Annotated in this window: 21 protein-coding genes and 4 pseudogenes; 12 read left to right on the top strand and 13 right to left on the bottom strand. The window is 68.5% G+C overall.

Annotated elements, in window-relative coordinates; translation table 11 throughout:
• Positions 1–97: 97 nt before the first annotated feature.
• From FCH28_RS13110 to FCH28_RS13130, 4 genes are all read right to left on the bottom strand, one after another.
• Positions 98–745: a hypothetical protein gene (locus FCH28_RS13110; protein ID WP_136740058.1), complete on the bottom strand. Its 648-nt coding sequence runs from the start codon at positions 743–745 to the stop codon at positions 98–100.
• Between the two features lie 18 nt (positions 746–763).
• On the bottom strand, positions 764–1159 hold the full coding sequence (locus tag FCH28_RS13115) for a hypothetical protein (protein ID WP_136740059.1): 396 nt from the start codon (positions 1157–1159) through the stop codon (positions 764–766).
• A gap of 224 nt (positions 1160–1383) precedes the next feature.
• Positions 1384–2115: a DUF6333 family protein gene (locus tag FCH28_RS13120; RefSeq protein WP_246102757.1), complete on the bottom strand. Its 732-nt coding sequence runs from the start codon at positions 2113–2115 to the stop codon at positions 1384–1386.
• 714 nt (positions 2116–2829) lie between these two features.
• Positions 2830–4077, bottom strand: a complete 1248-nt coding sequence (locus FCH28_RS13130; RefSeq protein ID WP_136740061.1) for an MFS transporter — start codon at positions 4075–4077, stop codon at positions 2830–2832.
• Positions 4078–4200: 123 nt separating this feature from the next.
• Between FCH28_RS13130 and FCH28_RS13135 the strand changes: the two genes are divergently transcribed.
• The 6 genes and pseudogenes from FCH28_RS13135 (at position 4201) to FCH28_RS13160 (ending at position 9371) form a co-directional block, all read left to right on the top strand.
• Positions 4201–5175, top strand: coding sequence for a LysR family transcriptional regulator (locus FCH28_RS13135; protein ID WP_136740062.1), 975 nt, complete (start codon positions 4201–4203; stop codon positions 5173–5175).
• Positions 5175–5372, top strand: coding sequence for a hypothetical protein (locus FCH28_RS13140; RefSeq protein ID WP_222852416.1), 198 nt, complete (start codon positions 5175–5177; stop codon positions 5370–5372). Before FCH28_RS13135 ends, FCH28_RS13140 begins: the two co-directional genes overlap by 1 nt.
• A 57-nt stretch (positions 5373–5429) precedes the next feature.
• Positions 5430–5567 (top strand): annotated as a pseudogene (locus FCH28_RS13145) (alpha/beta fold hydrolase); the annotation flags it as partial.
• Positions 5568–6165: 598 nt separating this feature from the next.
• A complete protein-coding gene (locus FCH28_RS13150; RefSeq protein ID WP_136740063.1) occupies positions 6166–7563 on the top strand; it encodes a sulfatase family protein in 1398 nt (465 codons plus the stop codon).
• Positions 7564–7700: 137 nt separating this feature from the next.
• The gene (locus tag FCH28_RS13155) at positions 7701–8636 is read left to right on the top strand and encodes a formylglycine-generating enzyme family protein (RefSeq protein WP_425471923.1); all 936 of its coding nucleotides are present in this window, start codon (positions 7701–7703) and stop codon (positions 8634–8636) included.
• Between the two features lie 66 nt (positions 8637–8702).
• Positions 8703–9371: an HAD family hydrolase gene (locus tag FCH28_RS13160; RefSeq protein WP_136740064.1), complete on the top strand. Its 669-nt coding sequence runs from the start codon at positions 8703–8705 to the stop codon at positions 9369–9371.
• 313 nt (positions 9372–9684) lie between these two features.
• On the opposite strand, the gene FCH28_RS13165 is transcribed toward FCH28_RS13160, so the two are convergent.
• From FCH28_RS13165 to FCH28_RS13180, 4 genes and pseudogenes are all read right to left on the bottom strand, one after another.
• A complete protein-coding gene (locus tag FCH28_RS13165; protein ID WP_136740065.1) occupies positions 9685–10011 on the bottom strand; it encodes a DUF1048 domain-containing protein in 327 nt (108 codons plus the stop codon).
• A gap of 1 nt (position 10012) precedes the next feature.
• Positions 10013–10370 (bottom strand): annotated as a pseudogene (locus tag FCH28_RS13170) (DUF1048 domain-containing protein).
• Positions 10367–10694 (bottom strand): annotated as a pseudogene (locus FCH28_RS13175) (PadR family transcriptional regulator). Before FCH28_RS13175 ends, FCH28_RS13170 begins: the two co-directional pseudogenes overlap by 4 nt.
• Positions 10695–10980: 286 nt before the next feature.
• A complete protein-coding gene (locus tag FCH28_RS13180) occupies positions 10981–11910 on the bottom strand; it encodes a hypothetical protein (protein WP_136740066.1) in 930 nt (309 codons plus the stop codon).
• Positions 11911–12250: 340 nt separating this feature from the next.
• Between FCH28_RS13180 and FCH28_RS13185 the strand changes: the two genes are divergently transcribed.
• Positions 12251–12826, top strand: coding sequence for a hypothetical protein (locus FCH28_RS13185; RefSeq protein WP_136740067.1), 576 nt, complete (start codon positions 12251–12253; stop codon positions 12824–12826).
• Between the two features lie 18 nt (positions 12827–12844).
• Positions 12845–13033, top strand: a pseudogene (locus tag FCH28_RS39140) (site-specific integrase); the annotation flags it as partial.
• Here FCH28_RS39140 and FCH28_RS13195 read toward each other — a convergent pair.
• Complete coding sequence (locus tag FCH28_RS13195; RefSeq protein ID WP_136740068.1) at positions 13027–14337, bottom strand: MFS transporter; 1311 nt, start codon at positions 14335–14337, stop codon at positions 13027–13029. The pseudogene FCH28_RS39140 and the gene FCH28_RS13195 sit on opposite strands and share 7 nt — an antisense overlap.
• 99 nt (positions 14338–14436) lie before the next feature.
• Here FCH28_RS13195 and FCH28_RS13200 point away from each other — a divergent pair, with 99 nt between their 5' ends.
• Positions 14437–15522 carry a DUF5937 family protein gene (locus tag FCH28_RS13200; RefSeq protein WP_136740069.1) on the top strand — a complete coding sequence of 362 codons (1086 nt, stop codon included), beginning with the start codon at positions 14437–14439 and terminating at the stop codon, positions 15520–15522.
• Between the two features lie 111 nt (positions 15523–15633).
• Here the strand turns inward: FCH28_RS13200 and FCH28_RS13210 are convergent, their stop codons facing one another.
• Both FCH28_RS13210 and FCH28_RS38090 read right to left on the bottom strand, forming a co-directional pair.
• Positions 15634–16734 (bottom strand): cytochrome P450, encoded by a 1101-nt coding sequence (locus tag FCH28_RS13210; RefSeq protein ID WP_169314142.1) that lies wholly within the window; start codon positions 16732–16734, stop codon positions 15634–15636.
• The gene (locus FCH28_RS38090) at positions 16731–18254 is read right to left on the bottom strand and encodes a cytochrome P450 (RefSeq protein ID WP_169314143.1); all 1524 of its coding nucleotides are present in this window, start codon (positions 18252–18254) and stop codon (positions 16731–16733) included. The genes FCH28_RS13210 and FCH28_RS38090 overlap by 4 nt, the downstream gene beginning before the upstream one ends.
• A gap of 904 nt (positions 18255–19158) precedes the next feature.
• On the opposite strand from FCH28_RS38090, the gene FCH28_RS39145 reads away from it, so the two are divergent.
• Positions 19159–19563, top strand: coding sequence for a hypothetical protein (locus FCH28_RS39145; RefSeq protein ID WP_246102762.1), 405 nt, complete (start codon positions 19159–19161; stop codon positions 19561–19563).
• Positions 19564–19579: 16 nt separating this feature from the next.
• Here FCH28_RS39145 and uppS read toward each other — a convergent pair whose 3' ends face one another.
• A complete protein-coding gene (uppS, locus tag FCH28_RS13220) occupies positions 19580–21211 on the bottom strand; it encodes a polyprenyl diphosphate synthase (RefSeq protein WP_136740072.1) in 1632 nt (543 codons plus the stop codon).
• Positions 21212–21590: 379 nt separating this feature from the next.
• A complete protein-coding gene (locus FCH28_RS13225) occupies positions 21591–22553 on the bottom strand; it encodes a GlxA family transcriptional regulator (protein WP_425471924.1) in 963 nt (320 codons plus the stop codon).
• Between the two features lie 202 nt (positions 22554–22755).
• Between FCH28_RS13225 and FCH28_RS13230 the strand changes: the two genes are divergently transcribed.
• On the top strand, positions 22756–23709 hold the full coding sequence (locus tag FCH28_RS13230; protein WP_136740074.1) for an NADP-dependent oxidoreductase: 954 nt from the start codon (positions 22756–22758) through the stop codon (positions 23707–23709).
• Positions 23710–23961: 252 nt separating this feature from the next.
• The gene (locus tag FCH28_RS13235) at positions 23962–24342 is read left to right on the top strand and encodes a VOC family protein (protein ID WP_136740075.1); all 381 of its coding nucleotides are present in this window, start codon (positions 23962–23964) and stop codon (positions 24340–24342) included.
• The last annotated feature ends 217 nt before the right edge of the window (positions 24343–24559 follow it).

The raw sequence follows: 24559 nt of genomic DNA on the forward strand, positions 1-24559 counted from the left end.
CGTGCGCTCGCGGGCGGGGCGACGGCGGGCGGGATGGCGGGGTGGCGGCCCGACGCCACTCACTTACACCACTCGCTCACACCACTCACTCATGGCTCTACACGAGCGCCGTCTCGGCGCGGGCGGCGAAGTCCAGCACGGCGTGGGCACCGAGAGACCAGGCCCGGCTGGTGGGGCGGTGCAGGGTCTGGACGAACAGAACCGAACCGTCCGGACGTGGATCGATCGTCAGTCGGCATGCCACCTGCCAGGTGTACTGCCGGTCGAGCCCGGCCGTGGCGGGCGTCAGCGCATGGGCCAAATCGAGCAGCCGGGCGTCCCGGTTCAGGCGGTCCGTGACCGCGGTGTCTCCGTCGAAACGTGCGGGGACGGAGCCAGGGGCTGCACCGAGACCGAGTTCGATGTGGGAGGGGACCCGCGGCGCCAGGGGCACGGCATAGAGGAGGTGGCCCAGTCCGAGGCTACGGCGGATCCCCGAGCGCCCGCCCATCACCGAGGCGCGCAACTCGAATGCCCTGGGGGTGGGGGCGTCGACGTAGACATAGCAGCGTGTCGGCGCGGGCATTCCGCTGAACCGCTCGCGTGGCGGTAGCAGGCTGCCGGCCGGGACACCGGCGCTCTCGGCCGACAAGGTAACGGCCAACGGCGGTTCCCCAAGCCCGAGTTCGTCGCCCAGGGCTGCGGCGATGTCGGCGGCAACCTTCTCCGGATGTGCGTTACGGCCGGCCCAGATGGCGGCGGGCATCGCGGTCCCCTCGCTCTGTCAGGAAAGTCCGGCGGCTTCCTGGCGGACTCGCGCCGCCTGGTCCCCCTGCCCCATGTCGGCCAGCAGTTCACTCAGGCGCCCCAGCGCCGCCCGCCGTTCCGCATGGAAACGCCCCGGCCGGACCCGGGTGAGCTCACGCCAGAGATCGGCAGCCTCCCTGGCCTGTGCCAGCGCCTCCGCCTGCCGGTCCTGAGCGGCCAGCTCATCGCGCCTGTCGTCCAACTCCCGGGCCTGACGCAGCAGGATCTGGCTGCGATCTTCCACCGGAGCCGGCGCGGCGGCCTCCTCTCGGGCGACCCGCCGCCTGCGTGCAGCCATGCTCATAGCTCCCACCAGGGCAATCAGCACACCGGTGACGACCGCAGAAACCAACTTGTACAACAGATCATCCATCGGGGTCCCCGTTCCTTGACTGGGTTCGCGCACTCACGGATACGCGTCAAGGACACGGATGCGCGACTGGCTGTTCGGCTCGTTGCCTGCCAACCATCACGGGAGGCCCTGAAATACCGATGAAATCTCGATGGGCACGGGACGGGAGGCTGGCGTGGTGGAGAGGCCTACGTGATGGGCCGGGGGGGGCTCCCGAACGGCTTCGGATCGCGTCGCCCAGCAGCTCAGCCGGTGATGAAGTACAGCTTTCCCATATGGCTGGTGGCGCCCTCGGTGTGCCGCACACGCAGCGACGACATGTTCAAGCCGGCGATCCCCCATGGGTCGGCCTCGCCCAGGGCCAGGGCGACGAGCGCCCACCAGTCGATCTCGTTCGGCTCGTCATCCAGATCGACGTAGGCGTCCATGTCGTCCAGCATGTCCCTGGTGATGCCGAGGGAGGACAGGACAGCTTCGGGGTCGCCGGTCACGTCGAACGGTTCATCCCCGGGCCAGCCGGAGGCATGGAACATGGTCCCGTCCGGAAGCCACACCAGATCTTCGGTGTGCTCTGCGCCGCAGTGCGCAGAAGCACGCCCCACGATCCGGGCATCGGGGAACCGCTCACGCAGTCCCTTCGCCTCATACAGCAGCGGGTCGTCGTTTCCGTTATCAACCCAGGCCGGGTCACTCGCAAAGAGGACGCCGCCCCACACTCCGGCCTGCACGATGTCCAAGTCGGCGCGTGTCTGGAAGTTCGGCCCACTGGATCCGGGGTGCTGGCCCAGGTCTTCCATCACGGCGTCGACGGTGGACAGAGAGCAGGCGAACTTGGCTGCCAGTGCAGGGTTGTTGGCCGGAAAGTCCGCCACGTCGATAGTGAAGGGCGGCTGCAGGACGGTCAGATTGCAGTGGGCCATGGACCCGTGAACCATCGTGTCGGCGGGTATGGTCCAGAAGCTGTTGTCGGTGGTCACCGGCGCCACCCTAGCGGCGGGGCGCGGTTCTGTGCCGGGGACCAGGACACGACGCCGACCCGCCGGGTGGGACGCTGCTGGCGCATTCGGGGGGACGCGTAGCGTCGACCCTTGAGCCCTTGTTTTGCTCAAGGCGTCCAACGCTGTGGCATGTGCAGAACTCGCTATCGCGGCCTGTCCGAGACCAGCCTCCAACACCAGCTCACCGAGCAGCGGTCAAAGACTTGATGGCCTCGGCCTCCTTACAGCTTCGCCGATCTCGGATGGCCAAGTGGGCCTGAACTGAGCAACGAAATCGGCGAAGTCCTCGCACAAGTACTTCGGATCAGACGGCTTCAGCCGTACCTGCTGGTGATCGCTGTGTACCCACCAGACCTCGAAGTCGGTCACGGTCCCCTCGACAGGCCAATCCTCGGTTCGCCGACGAGGCAGAAGCACGACGTCGACAAACCCTCCGACACTGAGCCCAATGTCCACGAAGACACCGATCGCCCCGGGCCTGGGCACCCGGACGACAGTGCCCGTGAAGACCTGACCGAAGCACAGCTCACCTTGCACTCGTTCCCACTCTGCTTGCGTCACCACTCACGCATCCTCGCACCTCAGCACCGGCCTGGGCAGGAGAGAGCCCGGTGCGCTCTGCAACTCGCACCGGCTCAAGATCTGAATTCACCAACGGCGTTTGGGAGGCGGGGCGTTCGTCGCTGGAGCGAGTCATGCGACCCGGAAGCCTTCGGCCGACGCAGCAGGCTCAGAGGCGGACAGATGTATCCGCTTGGGCAGCAAGAGCGGGGTGGCGAGCAGGAGAACGCCTGACATGGTGATCGCGGTGAGTGGGCTGGTGAGTGTGGCGAGAATGCCCCAGATCACTATCAGGGCGGCTTGTAGGAGTTTGTTGATGGCACTCCAGGTACTGAGGATCTGGGCGGTGTGATCCGCGGGAGTCCGTTGCAGGCGCTCTGTTGCGTAGAGGGGATTGAAGATGCCCATGCAGGTGATCAGCAGCCCCTCGATGATGATCACGGTGAGGAGTCCGGGGATGCCGGGACGGACGAAGGCGAGGCCGAGGGGGAAGAGCGATCGCAGCCAGCCGGAGACAATCAGGACCCGGTGCCGGCCGTAGCGGGTCACGAGGTGTGCGGAGAGGCGGGCGCCCATGAAGCCGCCGAGTGCCGGGATGCCGAAGGCAAGACCGTATTGCCAGGCCGGGAAGTGGTACTGCCCCAGCAGGAGGACGGACAGGAGCGGGGCGGTGGCCATGATCAGGCCGCCGACCAGGATTTGGTTGAGGAACAGGCGCCTCAGTGCGGGGTCGTGGAGGATGAACCGCCAGCCGGCAAGAAGGTCGGCTCCGCGCAGCCCGGTGGCCCGGTCGCGGGGTGCCGCGACGTCGCCTCCGCGGATGCGGAGGACCCCGAGCGCGGACAGCAGGTAGCTGAGGGCGTCGGCCATGACAGTGATGACCGGGCCGAGTAACCCTATGAGTACACCGCCGAGGGGCGGGCCCGCCGCGGTCGCCACCCAGCTCGTGCCCTCGAATCTCCCGTTCGCCACGAGGAGGTGATCGCTACGGACGAGATACTTCAGATACGCGCCGGATGCGGCGGTGAAGGCGATGCTCGCGGTCCCTGAGATGATCGAGACGACCAGCAGTTGGGCGAATGAGAGCAGGCCCAGGACGTAGGCGATCGGGACGCTTGCCATCGCGACGAACCGGATCAGGTCCATCGCGATCATCACCGGACGCTTGGCCCGGTGCTCGACCCATGGCCCGAGCGAGAACGCGACAATCGCGGCGACGGCAGGCCCGGCCGCCTCCAGGAGCGACACCGCGAATGCCGGCGAGTGCAGCACTCGTACTGCGATCAGCGGGAACGCGCCGAAGGCGATCCACGTACCGTATGTACTGACGGCGTAGGCCGACCACAGCCAACCGAAACTGCGCCCCAACTGCACACGCATGCGGCCCCCTCGTGACAACCGATGTTCGGGTCTCCGCATCACATCGGCCGCACCTTCGCGGGGTCAAACAACCGACTCCCGGGCGAGCCACAACCATCAGTTGGGCGTGCTTATGCTGGATCGATGGATACCGAGGCGGTGCGCTCGTTCGTCCGCGCGGCCGAGCTCGGACAGCTGCGACACGCGGCCGACGAGCTCGGCGTAACGCAGCAGGCCGTGTCGAAGCGGATCGCGACCCTTGAGCGCGAACTCGACGTCCGGTTGTTCACCCGCACCGCCCGAGGGGTCGAGCTGACCCTCGACGGCCAGGCCTTCCTCCCCCACGCCCGGAACATCATCACGGGTGTCGATCGCGCCATCACCGCGATCAGACCGGGCTCGCGGGCCCTTCGGATCGACGTTCTCGGCCTGCGATCCGCGCAGGCGGTCGTCCTGCACGACTACTGGCGGTCGCATCCCGAAACCGACCTCGACGTGGTGACCCTAAAGGTCAACGACCCGCGCATGGCGGTCGCCGCCGTCCAAGCAGGCGATATCGACGCCTCGTTCCGCTCGGTCACCGACCCGGCCACACTGCCGCGCGACGTGCGGATGATCCACGCATTCGACTCCCCGCTGGAACTCCTCGTCGGCCCGAGGCACCCGCTCGCCTCCGCACGAACACTGACTCCATCCCAGCTGCGCCGGCACCGGATCTGGGTGCCGGGTATCGCGCCGCGAAGCGAATGGGCCGAGTTCTACGATCAGCTCGCCACCGACTTCGACCTCCGGATCGACGCCGCGGGCCCGAACTTCGGCAACGAGGTACTCCTCGACATCCTCGCGGACTCCGCAGACGTGGCGACCCTCGTAGGCTCGCGCGACCGGTACATCTGGCCGACGAACCACGACCTGCGCCGCATCCCGATCGTGAATCCGACGCTCGCCTACCCGCTCTCGCTCATCTTCCCCCGAGCGAATCCACACCCAGGGCTTCGGGCAATCATCAACCACTTCGGAAGCCTGACGCCGCTCCCCGAGACCGTCTGGCGCCCGTCCTGGGGACCGAACACCCTCGCAGCACGGAACCGGTCCACAAGCTGGGGCCCGCCGCCCTGATGTACACCGTGCTGCCGGTATGGCGTCAGCACCGGCTCGCCCGGACCGACTGGCCCCTCGGCGAGCAGGCATACGCGTTGCAGGCACTCATGGCCGGCTTCCTGCAGACGGCGAACCGTAATCTGCGGCTGCTCCGCCAACGGCGGGAGCTTGTGCTCGCCTCGACCGCCACCGACCAACAAACCCATCCGAAATAGGAACGAGGAGAACCAGCCTTGCCCTAGCACCGCCACGTGACCGTCAACGGCATCACCATGCACATCAGCGAGCAGGGCGAGGGCCCGCTGGTTCTCCTCCTCCACGGCTGGCCGGAAACCAGGTATTCCTGACGCCACCAGATGCAGCCGCTCGCCGAAGCAGGCTTCCGCGTAGTCGCGCCCGACCAGCGCGGCTCACACCTGCGAGACCCTCGTCCTCGCTGATCAGCCTGGTCGCGGCGAGGCGCCATTCCAGCGCCCCACAGCGGGTGGTGGCGACATCAAAGGCGTCCACTGACGGACGGCTCCAGATTTCATACTCCGTACATAGAAGGCTACGCTCCGCTTCCAATATCCTCACGGCATGGCAGCAGAAGAAGTGCTCGCTGCTCGCCGCCATGTCGATTTCGGCAGGCTGGCGAGCGCACTGTGTACGGTCGCCTCGGCGTGACCGCAGAGGTCAGCCCTCTGCCGTCCGACCAGCGTTTCCGGCTCTCATCCGGCCTGGTCCCGGCAGTGATCCGCTTCTGACTCGGTTCCGACCCGATTCTGATCTCGGCTCTGATCCGGTTCTGATCCGGTTCTGACCCGGCTCGTTCACGCCGCATCGCCATCGACACGGGATCCCCACCCGGCGCCCCGCCACCCCCGCGCCCGACTCCCGTCTCTTCCTTGAATCCGGCAGAAAACGCCGACCCGCGCGGGCACGCGACGTCCCCGAACTCCGCGTACGCAGAACGCGGTTCCGCATGCCCGCGCCGCCACTTTGATGGACCACAGGAGGAAACGACCCATGAGTCAAGACAGACCGCAGGTGAGCCGGCGCCGCTTCGTCGCCGGTACGGCGGCGGCAGCCGCCGCGGCAGCCGCACCCGCGATAGCCCAGGTCGCGGCGGCAGGCCCGGCGCAGGCGGCGACCCGCCCCAACATCCTGTTGATCGTCACCGACGACCAGCCCAAGCACACCGACTGGGCGATCCAGAAGACCATCAACTGGATCGCCGGGCAGGGCGTGAAGTTCACCAACGGCCACGTCACCACGCCGCTGTGCGCACCCTCGCGCTCATCGGTCTTCTCGGGCCGCTACGCCCACAACCACGGCGTACGGGACAACGGCCACGCGCACAACCTCGACCAGAACACCACGGTGCAGCGCTACCTCAAGCAAGCCGGCTACCGCACCGGTCTGTTCGGCAAGTACCTCAACTCCTGGACCCTGGCCGACAACCCGCCGCACTTCGAGGACTTCGCCATCCTCCAGCCCGGCTATGTCGACGCCCAGTGGAACGTCAACGGCACCGTCCAGACGATCAACGGCTACACCACCAACATCGTCAAGAACAAGACGCTGAACTTCCTGGACAAGGCGGCCACCGACACCCGCCCGTGGTTCGCGTATGTCACCCCCTACGCGTCGCACGAGCCCAACACTCCCGCCGCCCTGTACGCCGACACGGTTGTGCCGGATTGGAACGGCCGCCCCTCCGTCCCGGAGAACGACCGCAGCGACAAGCCGCAGTATGTGAAGAACGCGACCAACACCCTGGCCGACGGTCAGGCGCAGCGGACGCGGCAGCTGCGGACCCTGCTGTCCGTCGACGACGCCGTCCAGGCGTTCAAGGACAAGCTGACGGCCCTGGGGCAGCTGAACAACACCCTGGTCATCTACATCGGCGACAACGGCTACCAGTGGGCCGACCACGGCCTCCTCGGGAAGGGGACGCCGTACTCCCCGGCCCACGAGGTTCCGTTCTACCTGTCCTGGCCGGCCGGTGGCCTGGGCGCCGGCACCACCGACAACCGGATCGTCGGCAACATCGACATCGCCCCGACCATCCTCGACGCGGCCGGGATCACCCCGACCACCCCGCAGGACGGCAAGTCGCTGCTCGGCTCCTTCAACCGTGACCACTTGCTGGTCGAGTGGTGGAAGCAGGGCAGCACAGGCGTCAAGGACACCTGGGCGTCCTACGTCGCCAAGGACAAGCAGTACGTCGAGTACTACGACCTGTGGACCGATGCCAACGGCAATGAGACCGGCACCGGGCAGGTGACGTTCCGGGAGTACTACGACCTCGTCAACGACCAGTACCAGCTGACGAACAAGCTCTACCAGGCCACGCCGACAGAGGAGCAGAACCTGGGCATTCCGGCGCTGGCCTCCCAGCTCGCCGCCGACCGCGCGAGCTAGCGGCAAGACCTCGCACAGCACCATCCGGCCGTTCCGGTCCCTCAGCCGGTCCGCTCCCCCGGCCGGTCCGCACCACCCGGACGGGCGCCCGCTTCCCAACGGGCACCCGTCCGGCTCCCCCAACTCCCGGAGATGCCATGCCCTCCACGTCCTCCTCCATGCCCTCCCCCGTGTCCTCCTCCGTGTCCTCCTCCTGCTGCACACCCGGCCGAGGCACCCTCACGATCGCGCCCGCCGCGTCCACCGCGCCGTCCCGACCACAGGCCGCACTGCGGATGGCCAAGCAGCTGATCGACCTCCCCGGCGGGCGGTTCCTGATGGGCGGCGACGACCCGGACGGTATCCCGGCCGACGGCGAGGGCCCGGTACGCGAGGTCGAGGTCGCCCCCTTCCGGATCGCCCCGACGACCGTGACCAACGCCCAGTTCGCGACCTTCGTCAAGGCGACCGGCTATGTCACCGAAGCCGAAAGCTTCGGCTTCTCCTTCGTCTTCTTCGACCTCCTCTCCCATGAACTCGCCGCCGACTCACCGCCGGTCGACGAAGTTCCCTGGTGGCGCGCGGTGCAGGGCGCGACCTGGCGCCACCCCGAGGGCCCCGGTTCTGCCTTCACAGCTCGGCAGAACCACCCCGTCGTCCACGTCACCTGGAACGACGCGCAGGCGTTCTGCGACTGGTCCGGAACGCGGCTGCCCACCGAGGCGGAGTGGGAGTACGCGGCCCGCGGCGGCCTCGTCCGCCGCCGCTTCCCCTGGGGCGACGAACTGTCCCCCGGCGGCCGGACGATGCTCAACATCTGGCAGGGCACTTTCCCCACCAACCACACCGGCCCAGCTGGACCCGGCACCGTACCCGCCAAGTCCCACCGCCCCAACGGCTACGGCCTCTACAACACCGTCGGGAACGTGTGGGAGTGGTGCACCGACTGGTTCACCCCAGACACCTCGCGCGTCATGCGCGGCGGCTCCTACCTGTGCCACGACTCCTACTGCAACCGCTACCGCGTCGCGGCCCGCAGCCGCAACACCCCCGACAGCTCCACGGGCAACATCGGCTTCCGGGTGGCGGCTTGAGGGGCCTGACAAGGCCTGAGGGCGGCCTGAGGGGTGTGGCTGCATGGTGCCTGGCATGATCAGTGTGTGACAAGCGAATCTGTGCAGTCCGGCCGCACGAGGTACGTGCTGTTCGATGTCGATGGCACGTTGATCGACGCAGTAGGCAACCAGCGCCGGGTGTGGCGAGCGTGGGCGGAGCGCTACGGGCTGGACCCGGACGAGGTCTACCGGGTGGCCCTGCGGACCAGGCCCACGGAAACCTTCGTACAGGTCGCCGCGACCCACGATCCGCACGAGTGCCTGGCCACGCTGCACGAGTTGGAGGACGAGGACGTCCGGTCCGGCGTCTACTCGGCCTTCGACGGTGCGGCAGAGGTGTTGCGCGGCCTGCCGTCGGGTTCCTGGGCTCTGGTGACCTCGAACTACGAACACCGGGTACGCGGCCGTTTCCTGCGGACGGGCTTGCCGGTGCCGGGCCTGATCGTGGACGCGGCCGCCGTTGAGGAGGGCAAGCCCTCTCCCGTTCCTTATCTGCGGGCCGCTGCACGACTGGGCGCCGATCCGGGAGACTGTCTGGTCATCGAGGATGCCCCGTCCGGAGTGCAATCCGGGCTGCGTGCCGGTATGACGGTGTGGGGCGTGAACGCTGCTGCCGCGGTGGAGGGCGTGCACCGCCACTTCGAGAGCCTGCGCGAAGCAGTCCCGCACATCCTGGCCTTCGCGTCGGGATCCTCCGCCGATGCCGTGGCCTGAGCCCGTCCGCCGGCTCAGGAATCACTGTGAAGACACCGGGCGCTGTTGGGGCTCTTTGAACTATCAGGCTGCACCAACAGCGCCTATGAGTGACGGCTTTGAACCACACGACCAGCCGCCGCCAGCAGATCAAAGCGCAGCCGAGGGTGAGCTGGGCTTCATAGATGTCGTTGCGCATCTCCCCCGGATGCTCCGACCGCACCATCAGACGTCGCGTCAAACAGTGAGCTGAACTGAGGAGGTCGGAGCGAGCTCTCGCTGGAACGGCCATCCCACCTCACACCGCCTCAAGTGATCCCGCTACCGGTCAGTCTTACTTCTCGGCCGCGCCGGCTTTCCCACTGAGGGAATCCTGATAGAGGTCCGCGTACGTTCGCGAGTCCTTGACCAGGTCGTCGCAGAAGGCAGCAACGTCGTTGCCAATGACTTCCAGGACTCCCTTGCCGGCCGCGACGCCCTCCTCGAAGAAATCGACAATCCCTGAGAGCAGAGTCCCGTCAGGCAAATCGATTGGTCCGACCTTGAAGAAGTATTTCTGAATCTCCTTGTAGACGATCTGATAGTCCGGCGGGAGCGCCTTGACCCGCGCCGTGTGCGCTCGCCACTGCTTCTTGCCCTCGATGATGTCTTGGATGCCCACGTCAGCCTCCCAGCTGGACCAATTTCCTTGCGACATTCCGGTTCAGCTGCTCGCGCCACCGATCGCGATAGCTCCGAGCCCCTTCTCCGCCGGCCAGCGCCGCGCAGAAGCCCCTAACGTCGTCGCCCAGCACCTCTTGAATACTCTGCCCGTCGGCCGCCGTTTCTTCGAGCAGCCCCAGGGCACCGTCGAGGATCGGCATCAGGTTGCGACCCGTGAAGTCCGAGTAGGGGGAGAGGTGAACCTTGATCTGTTCCCACGCCGTACGGTAATCGGCCGGCAATGCCTCGGCCCAGGGCTTCGAACGCCTTGCAATTCCTGGTGAGATCGCTTCCGGTAATGGTCTCCCAGAACTTCATCTCCCGCCCTCCTTGAGCTTGTCGATTCGTGATGAGAGGTACTCCCATTTCGCCCAGAACCTCCGGAGTTCTTCGCGCCCCGCGTCGTTGAGCGCATAGAACTTGCGCGGCGGACCCACACCGAATGCTCGTTTCGTCACCCGAACGAGGCCGTTCTTCTCCAGCCGCAGCAAGATGGTGTAGACCGTCCCCTCCACGACGTTCGGCGAAGCCGAGTTCATTCAGCCGACGCGTGATGGCGTACCCGTAGGTCTCCTCGCCGTCGATGATTTCAAGCACGCAGCCCTCAAGCGTGCCCTTCAACATCTCCGTCAGGTCATCCATCGCGGGGCTCCTCTTGCACCTCCCAGTACTACGTAGTACCGAGTACCACTACACGGCATCACGGAGTAGCCCGGCGAGCGGCGAGCGCGGGGCCACGGAAGCGATTCGAATCATCGGCGCCGTCGACCAGTGGGGAGGGCATCCGGGGCGCACGGTGAGGCGTACTACCGATGCCGGTTTCCCCCAACGAAGGGCGGCAGCGGGGAGCTTGCGGAGTGGGCCAGGCATCCAGATCGCACGAGTCCCGGCCTGATCGGGACCAGCTGATACTGCCGGCGTAATCCACCTATCCGGTGCCCGTGATGTCAACCTTGATAGGGAGGGCGTTGTCGGCTGGGTTGGTGTCCCCGTTGAACGGCTCCGGCACCGAGATCCGTCCCTCGGCGCCGTCGACCCGACGGTCGATCCGCACCCGCAGGACGTTCCAGTTGACGTTGGTGCAGTAGATGTTCCCGTCCCCGCCATCCAGCGAGCAGTAGTCCACTTCGGAAGGGTGCGATCCCCGCACCTCCTCCGTGAGCTTGGCCAGTGAGGTGCCCGGCGGGAGTTCGATACGCATTCGTATGGGGCCCGGCCCGGGTGTGGCCTGGGGCTGCGGGACGTCCACCTCGACCTCTTCACCGATCCTGCCGCGGATCGTGAGGGGGCTGACGGACCAGTCCGCCGGCCCCTCCAGCGCCTTCCAGCGGAAGCGCAGCTCACCGCCGCGTTTGCCGGCGCTCAGGGTCGTCGGCTTCAGGCCGAGCGCCTCACCCGTGCCCCGGTGGTAGTGCGCCTTGTAGTCCGGGGTGTGCGGTGAAGGGCTGTCCATCGGCCACACGGCGTATGTGTATGCCGCTCCGAGTTCGTGGAACCGGGCGTCGATGCGTTCCGCGATCGGCTCGGTCGTCTCGTACGCGGCTCCCACGGGCACGGCGTCCGGGAACTCGCAGAACGCCGTGCGGTAGTCGTCCGAGTAGTAGCAGTTGCGGTGTGACGGGCCGGTGCTGGCAATCTGTACGTTGGTGACCGACATCCGCAGAATGACGCCGCGGGAGGCCGGTTCGGGCCCGGTGTTCTTGAACGCGGGCGTCAGGAGCGGCTCTGGCGCATCGTAATCACCCACGACCACCTGCGGTTCATGGGAGCGGAGCGCGAACGACGCCTTCGGTCCGGATACGGGCCCCGCGGCACCGGGTCCGAGCAGCACGACCCCCGCGGCCGCGGCGATCGCCACCCCCCACCTGCCCTTGCGTAATCCCAAGCCCAAGCCCAAGCCCACTGTCGTCCGTCCCTTCGCCTGGCCCGTCGTGCCTGACCCGACGTTGGCACACCAAGGGTGTGTAATCCGTTCAGGTCAGGCATTTGATGACCGGTCCGATGCCGGTCCGTTCGGGAATTGAGATCAAGCGTGGTTGGCCCGCCCGGGGGCGTCGGGTGCGACTCGGCCACCTGGCTTGCCCCTCAACTCACCCCCGCATAAAGAGTCCAACAAGAACGCGACAAGGAAACTTCCGGCCAGCCTTCCGGTGATCGTCTCTCCTTAGGCTCAATCAGTACGACGGTTCCTCACCGCCATGCCGACACCTCGGCGGCGGCATGCCGTCGGCCGTTTCGCGAGCATTGAGGGGTGGCCCACCGAGTGGTCTCCAGCCCTGCGCCTTTCGTCCCCCGAAGGCAATCGCGACCTGTACGTCGACCGGTGCCTGGACCCGCAAGGTCTTGCCGCAGCCCTCGAAGGCGGGGCCGGGTGGCTCCACTGGGCGCCGAAGGCGGAGGATCCGCCGGACTGGTGCGTCGAGGCGCTGCTCGTCCTTGACGACGACCGGTACGTCTACGGAAAGACGCTCCCAGGCAGTACTGCGGACCTGCCTCAGGGCGAGGCGGTGGACCTGCCCCTCCCGGACGCCCGTCCGTTGCGCGCGGTGGGACCGTATGCGCTGTGGCAGCCGGCCGTGCACGGACCGGGGGTGTGCGGCTTCGGCCTCGGCTTTCTCGCCGTGTGCCTGATCGTGGCGGGGGTCGGCTACGACGGTGGGCCGCTGTTGGGCATGTGCTTCAGCGCCGCCGTGGGAGGTCCGGTGGCGGGGCTCCTGCTGATCCAGCGTCGGCGCACGGTCTACCTGCGGCGATTGGCAGGCGAGGCTGACTGAGACTTCCGCGACGTGGGCCGCGGCCCGGTGTTCGTCCCCCACCGGCGCCCCAGGGCCGGGGCGCCAGGGCCGCGGCGAAGTTGTCCGCCCGCGCGACGTATGCCCGGACACCGGGACGGCCCGGCCCCCTCTCCTACGGCCGGGCGCGCGCCCTGCTGGACGAGCGCACCGCCCTTCGGGCCGGGCACAGGCTGGGATCCTCACGAGCTCACGGAGCCTGCTCGCGCCTGGTGGCAGTGACCGCTGAGCTGCGTTCCTGGCTCCTTCTCGGTGGCAACGGCGGAGGCGGAGAGGAGTGTCGCAGCGGCGAGGCTGCCCCAGAGGGCGGTCGGACCGTGGGGTGCGAGGGCGGTGATGGCCGCCGGGGAGACGGCGAGGCCGAAGCCCGTGGAGAGCTCGAAGCGGGCGAGGGTGCGGCCCAGGACATGGGCGGGGGCGAGGACGGTGACGAGTGCGGTGGCGCTGCCGGCATAGACGATCTCGCCGATGGTGCAGATCACGGACACCGCGGCGACGGCCGGGGCACCCCAGCCGTGTCCCAGTGAGGTGGCCGCGAGGAAGCCGAGGTAGGACGCGGCGAGTACCACGCCGGCGAAAGCCAGCATGGTCCGCCGGGAGAAGCGGGACATCAGGACCGTGACCGGAACCTGCAGGGCGACCACCAGCACCGTGTTGGCCACGAAGATGGCTGCCGACCACACCGGGGATGCGTGCAACTGGGTCACCAGGACCAGAGGCAGCGCGATTTCGGGGACGTTGAGGCAGAAGACGTAGATCACGTTGGCGGCCAGCAGCGCGCGCATCCGGGGTGCGGGCCCGTCGCCCATGTCCGTGCCCGTGCCCGTGCCCGTGCCCGTGTCCGTGTCCTTGCCCGTCTCCTCGGCCGGGGTGGCGGCCGGGGCAGTGGTCGGATGCGCGTGTAGGTGGACCGACCACGCCAGGGCCGCCGCGGCGAGATAGGCGAGTCCGGTGACGGCTGCCAGTGCCTGCAATGCGGTGGTGCCGCCCGCCAGGCAGGCGGTGGCGAGGAGCGCACCGACGCCCAGGCCCGCATTGCGCAGGGCGCGGCCTCCCGCGAGAGCGGCGTCGCGTTCCCGGCCGTGGGAGACGGTGGCCACGAGAGCCGCGTGGGCGGCCGGCCAGGCCTGGTTGCCGATACCGAGGAAGAGCGCCGCCGTCGCGAACAGCCAGACGTGCCCCGCGGGGGTGGCCAGCAGCAGCGCCACACCCAGCACGCGTACCAGCATGGACGCCGCCACGACCGTGCTGCGTGCGCCCCGGTCGAGCCAGCGGCCCACCGCTGGCATGCACACCAGGCCCACGACGACGCCGACCGTCATGGCGATGCCGGTGGCCGGCGCGGACAGCCTCAGCACCGTCACCCCGTAGAGCAGCAGAAAGGGCCGCAGCAGGCCGGTGCCGAGCGCGTCCACGGTCAGGGCGACGGCATAGCGGGGGCCTCCGGAGGCACGGATGAGGGCGCGGGGGCGGATCTTGGTGGTGGTTGGCATGGAGCTCACCGTGTGTTCGGCCGTCCGGCGGGGCACGTCGCTTGACGGACACCGTCAACCGGCGACGGCGCCGGCCGTCCGGCCAGCGATGATGAAGGGATGACGTTGCGCATCGACATCAGCGGCCTGCCGTCCGAGCGGCTGCGGTTCGCCGCCTCCCCGCTGGCCGAGCTGACCGCGATGCTGCACGTGCTGGCCGAACCCGGCCATCATCCGCAGCTCGCCGGCTGGGCCGCGGACGTCCGGACCGGGCTGCGGCCGGAGCTGGCCGAGCGGTTGCAGGAGGCGGAGTTCCTCTGGCGTTCCTCACAGGCCGACTTCCTGCTCCCCGCCCGGCCACGGCCAACTCTCGCCGAGGAGTTGGACGACGTGGACCGGATCGACGACGAAACGTATGTGACCGCCGCGCTCGTCACCACATGCGGCAGCAACCGGCTCCCCTTCGCCGCACCGTCGCCGCTCACCGACGCGACTGCGCGCGAACGGGCCCTGGACCTGGCCCAGGCCCGCGGCACGCGGCAAGAGGCCTTCGCGGAACGGCTGCTCGCGGACCCGGTCGCCGTGCGGGCGCGGGTGCGCCACACTCTCGAACAGTGCGCCGAGGCCTTCTTCGACGCCGCCTGGACGGGCGTCGCCGTGCGGCTCGCCACCGACCTGCGCCTGAAGAACGACCTGATGCAGCGTCAGGGCGTCGGGGCGGCACTCACATCGGTCTCCGGCGCGGTCACCCTGGCACCGGACGGCGACTGCATCATCGTGGACAAGTTGCAGGACAAGGCGACCGCCGCGCACGGCACCGGGGTCACCTTCATCCCCAGTGTCTTCGGCAGCCCGCACCTGGTGGTGGTCCACGCGCCCGGGTGGCAGCCGGTGGTGCAGTACCCCGTGGCCGAGCCGAGTCCATCAGAGCCGCTATCGCTGGAAACGGTCACACTACGACTGGAGGCACTCGCCCACCCGGTACGGCTGCGGCTGCTGCGCACTCTGGCCCGCGGCCCGCACACCACCGGTGAGCTGGCCCACGCCTGGGAACTCTCGCTCCCGGAGGTGTCCCGCCACCTCGCTGTGCTGCGCCGCGCGGGCCTGCTCACGGCCCGGCGGAACGGTCGTTACGTCCGCCACTCCCTCAATCTGCCCGATCTGACGGCACTGGGGACCGACCTGCTGGCGGCCGTACTGCGCTGAGCAGCTCCGGTTGACGAGATCCCGGCGACCACGGTGAGCGAGGTGATCGAGGTGATCGAGGTGATCGAGGTGATCGAGGTGGTCGTCGGGATCTCGTCCTTTCCGACGCGGTTACCGCTCCCGAAGGTAGACAGGCACCCGCACAGGGGCGTTGCTGGAGAGTGATGTCACCCGCCCCACGGTGTCGAGCGGCTCGGCAGCCGTGACCGTGAACCTCTCGAAGAGGGCCCTGAGAGCGACCTGCGCTTCGAGGCGGGCCAGGGGGGCGCCGAGGCAGTGGTGCGGGCCGTGACCGAAGGAGCGGTGCCCGCGGGCGTCGGCCCGGTCTGCGATGAAGGCGTGCGGGTTGGGGAAGACGTCGTCATCGCGGCCGAGCGCCGCATTGTGGAGGAGTACGGGTTCGCCGGCGCGGATGGTCACTCCGGCGATCTGCACGTCCCGGGCCGCGTACAGGAACATGGTGCCGGCGGCCGGGGGGTCGTACCGCAGCCCCTCCTCGACCACACCCGGGAACGGATTCTCGCCAAGACTCCCGTCCAGGAGACGGGCCAGCTGTTCCGGGTGCTCAAGGAGCCTTGTGATGACGTTGGAGATCAGGTTCTGCGTGGTCTCGTGGCCGGCGACCAGCATGAGGAAGAGCGTGCCGGCCAGTTCCTCCTCGGACAGGGCGCCGTCCTCGAACTCGCCGATCAGGGCGGTGGTCAGGTCGGGGCCGGGCGTCGCGCGCCGGAGCCCGATCAGCCGGGACATGGTGCCGAAGATCGAGGCCTGGGCACCCATCCGCGCCTCAGGCGGCGTCGCGCTGCTGAGCAACAAGCCTGTGTCAACGGCCAGTTGCCTGCGCATCTCCGGGTCGTCGACGCCGTACAGCTCGCAGATCACCGTCAACGGCAGCTGGAACGCGTACGTCGCGCGCAGATCGATGACGGAACCGGGCTCGCTGAGGGCGAGCGTGTCGAGGAGGTCACGGGCGACCTCCTCGACACGCGAGCGCAGTGCCTCGACCCGACGGGCCGTGAAGGCCCGCTGGATGGGCTGGCGCAGCCGCGTGTGGTCGGCGCCGTCCATGATGAGCATGGTCGGCGTGGTGAGGAACTGCAGCAGCGGCCAATGCTCCGGTATGAGTCCGTCCTGGTATGCCTGCCAGTATTCGGGGGACTTGCGTACGTCGGGGTGGGTCTGCAGTGCGTCGGCGACAGAGCGCCGGGTCACTGCCCACGCCACCACGCGATCAGGGAACTCCACAGGGACGACCGGTCCGAGCGCCTGGAGGGCCTGTCCTTCCGCCGGGAAGTCGCGCCCGAGGGGATCGAGTCGGTAGAGGGGCCGGGCGAGTTCGAGCTCGTGCGCGGCGGGTACTCCGTCGGTGAGTCGGAACTCTGTGGTGAGCTCCATTCAGGACCTCCGAATGCAGATAGATCTGGAGCGCGGCGGCTGCCGGGCTCGGATGCGTCGAAGACGACGGGCAGTGCGGTCAGTGCCCGCATCACGAACGAGGGCCCCCAGGACAGCGGGGTGCCGGGCTCGGCCAGGCTCATGTTCGGGCACCGCTGCCACAGCCGCTCGACGGCCACCGAGGTGATCAGCTCGCCGAGGATCTGCCCGGGGGCCGGGCAGCGGTGCACGCCGGCACCGAAGGCGAGGTGACTGTCGTTGCTGGTGGTGTAGGAGGCGCGGGCGGTGCCGAGAATGGGGTCGTGGTTGGCGCCGCCGAGGCCGAGCACGAGCATGTCGCCGGTCTGGATCTGACGTCCTCCCAGGACCGTGTCCCGCCTGGCGAAGGCGCCCATGACGTTCTCGGCCGGCGGAGCGTTCCACAGGGTGGCGCGCAGCACGGCGTCCAGGGTGTGGCTGCCGTTGTTGAGACCGGTGCGCAGGCCGTGGTCCGTGGCGAGCTGCTGGAAGGCGTTCGCGATCCAGTACGTGGTGGCTCCCGCGCCGGCGTGGAGCAGGAGCCACAGCTCCTCGCGTATGGCCTGGTCGTCCTGACCGGGCGCGGCGGCGATGAGCCGGGACGCCAGGTCGTCCTGAGGAGTCAGACGCCGGTCCTCCACCAGGTTCTGGAGGACCTTCGTGATCTCGTGGTCCGCACGCTGCGCCTGCTTTCCGCCGGTCAGCATGCGGTGGATCGCATCGAGCAGGTTGGCCTGATCACCGGGGCTGCGCAGTCCGAAGAGCCGGGCGGTGACCAGGAGGGGAAGCGGCCGCGCGTACTCGGCGATCACCTCGGTCTCGCCCAACGCGCAGAACCGGTCGATGAGTTGGTCGGCATAGGTGGTGACGAGGCGGACGACGTGGGTCTGGTCCACCGACTTCAGCGCACGTATCAGGGCGTCCCGGCGGGGCTGGTGGTAAGGCGTGTCGGCGAAACGCGTGTTGTCGCGGTGGGCCACATGCGGCCGCAGCCACCAGTCTGCCGGGAGGCGTCCCTCCCGCAGTTCACGCCAGTGCCGCGAATCCCGGCTGAAGCGGTCCTCGTCGGAGCAGACTTCGAGGAGTTCGCTGTAGCCGATGACGAGCCAGGCCGGGGTGCCGTTCTCCGTGCCCTGCGGGTCGAGGTCGATCGGCACGACCGGGCCGTACTGTTCCCGCATCCTGTGGTAGAGCGTGGCGGGTCCGTCTCGCATGTCCTCGTTGGACAGGACCAGCCTGCCCTCGCGGTGGGGGCAGCCCTGTGGCGCGGGGCCGTGCGAGGTGTAGTCGTCCACCGACGTGCGGTCGGGGCGGCTCATTCGTGCTCTCCGTTCGTAGCGGACTGCGTCAGCTGTGCTTTGCTCGCCTACGGGAAACCTCACACCACGGGAGCCGGCCCCTGTCACGGAGCCCGCAAGGTGGGAAATCGCCGAGACGCCCCCGCTGTCGCCGTCCTGGCCCCCGCGCAAGGCTTTACCCCTCGAAGTGTGAGATCACCAGCTCAGCGATCTTATGCAGCGTCGCGCCGCCCCACCGCAGAATCGATCAACCAGCCGCCGACCTTGGGGAACGGTCACGCATTGGCGCGGCCTTCAGGCTTCAAAATCCGCAACTTCCGCCCAAACCAGCAGACATACGCTGGTGCTGGAAGGGGACGAAGCCCGCCCGCACCGACCACGAACCCGAGGATCACCTTCCGCTGCCAGGGCGCCGCCACGGCAGCGCCATCTGTTCCTTGCGCCTTGCCCGATCCGCCCGTGAGCCCGTGTCGGGCCGACGGTGCCGCTGTGCCCGCTGACCATTGGTCGTGAGTCATGTGAGCCATGTGTCAGCGGGTAACTCCTTTACCCACAAGGTCAGTTCTGCGTCCGTCCTCCTTTTGGGTGTTGCTCAGCTGTACGGCATGGCGTGGTCCCCGGGGCCGCTGGACAATCGCTGGGGGCCGCGTTCCGCGGCCGGGGAAGGGGTTGACGACACAAAATGAGTGCGACCCGGCGAGCGATCTTGAGTGGGGTGCTTACCGCTCCACTCCTGGCACACTTCACGACGAATGCATCCGCCGCCGCACAGGATGACATGTGGGGCACGGTCTCCGACGGATGGGTGGAGATCCGGTGGACCCCGAAGGCCCAAGCGCAACTCGACCAAAACAAGGCCACAGTTGAGGCGATTGCCCCGGCCACTCAGGTCAGGGGCCACGACGGAATCGGGATGCGGTTTCCGGTGCGATCGGCAACGGGCGACCCGGCGTTGGCCGACCTCCCGAAGGCGCAGGGCCGCGGCGTGCTCGACGGCGGGCTGCTGGTGCGGACACCGACCGGCGAGTTCCAGATCACCGAGCTGGAGCCCGCGCTGGGGGACGAACTGGCCTCCGGCACCTGCACGGTCAATGGCGTCAAGTCCGGCGGGCAGTCCCTACTCCGGTGCAGCATGAGTGAGGGGCGGCTGGTGGCCGAGCCCGCTCAGCCGGGCCGGCCGCTGAAGGTCCGGCTCACCGGTGTGCCGGTGCGCCCGACCGAGGAGTCGCTCAAGGCGTTCACGACGGCCCTGGGCGCTTCGCCCTTCACCGTCGACAGCGTCCTGGGGCACCTCACAGCCGAAGGCACCTACACTCCGCCCCGAAGCTGACCAGGGAGACCGGGGCTCACTCGGCCTCAGAATCAGCCTCGGTCATCTCCACTGAACCGGCATGGTCGCCGGCGTCGGCGCCGAAGCGGCGTTGCCGACCGGAGTACTCCATGACGGCGGCCAGCAGGTGCTGGTAGCTGAAGTCGGGCCAGTGCGCCGGCTCGAACACCAACTCGGCGTAGGCCAGGTGCCAGGGCAGGAAGTTGCTGATCCGCTGCTCACCGGACGTACGGATCAGCAGGTCGACCTCGGGCAGATCGGGCGCGCACAGGTTCCTGACGACATCCTCGGGTCCGATGTCCTCGGGGCGGATGGTCCCGGCGACCGCCTCGGCGGCCAGCGCGCGGGCGGCGGCCACCATCTCGTCCCGGCCCCCGTAATCCACGAAGACGTTCAGCGTCAGGGCCGTGTTGTTCGAGGTCAGACTCTCGACCAGGACCAGCGCGGAGGCCACCGACTGGTCCAACTGGTCACGCTGTCCGCACCAGCGCACCCGCACACCGCTGCGATGCATCCATTCAGCGGCCTTCGTGATCCCCTCGGCCATCACGTCGAACAGGCGGTCCACCTCCTCGCGGGGGCGGTTCCAGTTCTCCGTGGAGAACGCGAACACACTCAGGTGGCGGATGCCCAGCCGCAGTGCGGAATGGAGCAGCCTGACCGCGGCTCGCCCACCGGCGCTGTGGCCCTCGGTCGGTGACAGGCCGCGTTGGGCCGCCCACCTCCGATTGCCGTCCATGATGACCGCGACGTGTGCGGGCGCCGGCCCCGGCCGGTGGTCGGACCGCTCCGGCCATGGACGTGAAACGGTCAGCGTCTCCGGGGAAATGCCTTCGCGCAGCACTCGGGACCGCAGGCGCCCGGCCTCCTCCAACGAGCACTCCACGCCGAGGATCATGGCGTGCACGAAGGGCTGGCACGCAGCCTGCACCATGCCTGCCACCGGCACCGCCTGCTCCAGCAGGTCACGGGCACGAGCGACCTGAAGGCCGATCAGTTCGTCCAGCGCGTCGCGTGGCTCGCCGAGCGCAAGGTCGCCGACTTCCAGTCCGAGTCGCTGCAAGTCGTCGCCCGGCAGATAGCACCGGCCCCTGGCGAGGTCGATCGGAAAGTCCTGCAAGATGTCCGCCACCGTGCCTGCCTCGGCCAGTACCGACATCAGCAGCGCCGCCTCCGCATTACAGGGCTCAAGTAGCGGAGTCCACATCTCGCCCATGGATCCGCCGACTCCCCACAGGTGGCGCCGCTGGTCTGCAAACGTGGCAAACGCGGGCGGGGCCGCACTGTCGGCCTGGGTGGCCTCCAGAAACTGCTCAAGAAGTGCGACATCGAGATCCCACTGGCGCATGGTGTGGACGAACGCCCGTCGCAGCGGGTGTTCGCTGCGCCCTGCACGCACCTCGCCCAGCGTGTCCGCGCACCACTGCGCAAGCCTCCGTTCCCGATGGGCTCGCCCGCCTTCGTCGGCGAGACGATCGGTCCACAGCGCGAAGCCGACCACGGAGCTGATACGAGGCCGGACCTCGCTGGGCAGCGCCTGGCTCGGGCTCCAGAATGGCCCCAGAAGCCGCTGAGCGACGCGTTCACACAGCTCGTAGGACCTGTACAGCTCTGGGGTGGCGGCATCTGCCGTCTCGTTCCCCAACATCCCCACCGCGCCTTCGATCAGCCGACTACTGCCACCGGCCGCCGGCCCGCCGCGTCACCGCCATCCCGTACCGGATCGGATCGACAACGCGGAACGCCATACCACCTGCGCTTCGCCGCCCACTCCACCCCGCGGCTGAGATCGCCCACCCCACGGCCATCGGCGAAGTCGCCGCCTGCTGACCGTCGCCGCCAGCACCAGGCAGTTCAACGATCATCTGATCGCCTGGTCACGCCGATGGCGCCGCAGCCCAGCACAGGGCGCCGAGATCGCCGATGTGATGAGGGTGGAGACCTGACGGATCCAGGGGTGTCCGATGGGTGTCCGATCCGTCTCCGCGGCGTCGCGGCGTCCCGACGGGCACCGCCCGAAGCGCTTCTCACGGGCGGCTGGGGGTCGCCTGGAACGTACGACGGTACGCGACCGGTGAGACGCCCAGCAGGGAACGCATGTGCTGGCGCAGCGAGTTGGCGGTGCCGAACCCGGCGCGATGGGCCACCAGGTCGACGGGGAGATCGCTGGTCTCCAGGAGCTGGCGGGCCAGTTCGAGGCGCTGGGCCGTCAGCCAGCGGCCCGGGGTCTCGCCGACCTCGTCGCGGAATCGCCGGGTGAACGTGCGCAGGCTCATCCGGGCGTGGGCGGAGAGCTGACCGAGTGTCAGTGGCTCCTGCAGCCTTTCCAGTGCCCATGCACGGGTCGCGGCCGTGGTCGCCGACATCGGCTCGGGCACCGGCCGTTCGATGAACTGGGCCTGCCCGCCGTCGCGCCACGGCGGTACGACACAGCGGCGGGCCACCTGGTTGGCGACGGCGGCACCGTGGTCGCGGCGTAGGAGGTGCAGGCAGACGTCGACGCCCGCGGCGGCTCCGGCGGCGGTCAGGACGTCGCCGTCGTCCACGAAGAGCACGTCCTCGTCGACCTTGACGCGCGGAAAGGTGCGCTGGAAATCCCGGGCGACCTGCCAGTGTGTGGTCGCGGGTCGGCCGTCGAGCAGACCCACTGCGGCCAGGACGTACGAACCGGTGCAGATGGACACCATGCGGGTCCCGGGGCGGACCCGTGCCAGCGCGGCTGCGGTCTCCGGGGGAAGCGGATCGCCCTGTCCGAAGGGGCCGAGCCGGTTGGTGGGCGGAATGATCACGGTGTCCGCGGCGGCCAGCGCTTCTGGCCCGTGCTCGACCACCACCGAGAACCCGGCGTCGCTGCTCACCGATGAGCCGTCCGGGCTGCAGACGACCACCTCGTACAGCGACCTCCCCGCGGCGTCCTCCGCGTTGCCCAGAACCCGTGACGGAATGCTCAGTTCGAAGGGATAGACACCCTCCTGGGCAAGGACCACCACACTATGCCGGTCGCTGCCACTCCCCCTGCCCCTGGGACCGCAGCTGTCGCCATCACTGCCCCCGTCGCTGCCTCTGCCACTGCCACTGCCCCTGCCGTTGACTGCCATGGCCAGATCCTGTCGCATGATGACCAAACTGCCAACACCATGATCGGTTGTGCCGACGGACGCTGGTGTCCCACTCACCAGAGAGGACACATAGATGAGCGAGACGAAGACGATGCGCGCTGTCAGCCCCCGTGCATGGGGCGCCCCCGAGGTTCTGACCCCGATCGAGGTGGAACGCCCCGAGCCGGGTCTGACGGAGATCCTGGTCCGGGTCCATGCCGCCGGCGTGAACCCGGTCGACTGGAAGATCCGCGCGGGCGGCCCGTTCGTCCCCTTCGGCGACCCCCCGATCCTCGGCTACGACATCTCCGGCACCGTCGAGGCCGTCGGCCCCGGAGTGACCCTCTTCGCGCCCGGCGACGAGGTCTTCGGTATGCCGCACTTCCCGGAACAGGCGGGCGGCTACGCCGAGTTCGTCACGGCTCCCGCCCGGCGCTTCGTCCGCAAGCCGGCCGGGATCGACCATGTCCAGGCCGCCGCGCTGCCGCTGGCCGCGCTCACCGCCTGGCAGTCCCTGGTCGACACCGCCGGGCTACAGGCCGGTCAGCGGGTACTGATCCATGCGGCCGCGGGCGGCGTCGGCCACCTCGCCGTGCAGATCGCCAAGGCGCGGGGCGCGTACGTCATCGGAACGGCCCGTGCCGAGAAGCACGACTTCCTGCGCGGGCTCGGCGCCGACGACGTCATCGACTACACGCGCGTGGACTTCACCGAGGCGGTGCGGGGCGTGGACATCGTCCTGGATGCGTTCGGCGGCGACTACGGCACGCGGTCCCTCGACGTGCTGCGTCGCGGCGGCCACCTGGTGACGCTGCCGTCACCGGACGACCTGCCGGCGGCGGCCGCGGCCGAGGCAGCCGGCGTGCGCTCCGGCTGGACGGTGGTCGAGCCGGACTCGGCGGGGTTGCGGGCGATCGCCCGGCTGGTGGAGGAAGGGAAGTTGCGGGCCGAGGTCGACACCGTGCTTCCGTTGGCGGAGGCGGCCAAGGCACACGCGTACGGGGAGTTGGGCCGGACCCGGGGCAAGATCGTGCTCACTGTCGGCTGAGGGCTGCCGAGGGCTGTCCAGGGAAGGCCCCACGAGACCCGGCCCCGGACCTGGCCCAGGTCGTACGCAATGTCGGCTTCCCTGCTACATGGCCAACGGTCTTGCCCGACTGCCCAAACAGGGCCGTCCCTGAAAACACTTCTCCGTGCTCACCTCGTCCGGTACGGTCGCGGGATGTTTTCCACTGCTGGGAGCCCACGCGGTTCGCCTGTGGCCTCCCCGGCAGCCCCCACACCGAGAGCAGGTTTCGTAATGGCATGTCGTATCAGTGAGCTCGTGCTCGGTTGCCGCGACCCTGAGCTGCTGGCGCGGTTCTGGTGCGAGGTCCTGGACTTCGTCGTGCTCGATCGCGAGGACGACGGCACGCTGGAGATCGGGCCGCGCGAAGGGTTCGGTGGACCGCAGCCGACGATCATCCTCAGTTACCGGGACGAGCCGGAGAAGGGGAAATCCCGGCTGCACATCGACGTCAACGCCACCGACCGCGACCAGGACGCCGAGCTCGAACGCCTTCTGAAGCTCGGTGCGCGCCCGGCCGACATCGGCCAGACAGGGCAGGAGCAGTGGCATGTCCTGGTCGACCCCGAAGGCAATGAGTTCTGCCTGCTCAAGGCCCGCCTCAACCCGCTCTGACGCTCGTCGGTCACACCTCGGTCTCCGGTGTTCAGGTTCATCGACCAGGAAGAACAGGAAGAACCTGAACACCGGAGACCTCGTGACGTCGTCACCGCCCTGCGAAACCGGGCGGACGAGGCCGGACTGACCACCTGGGACGTCAGCCTGGGACTCAACGATCCCTATGTGTGCCAGGGCCCACTACAACCGCCGCAGAGAAGCCGGAGACCGTAAG

Origin of the sequence: Streptomyces piniterrae (assembly GCF_005048155.1) — a bacterium.
Lineage (GTDB): Bacteria > Actinomycetota > Actinomycetes > Streptomycetales > Streptomycetaceae > Streptomyces > Streptomyces piniterrae.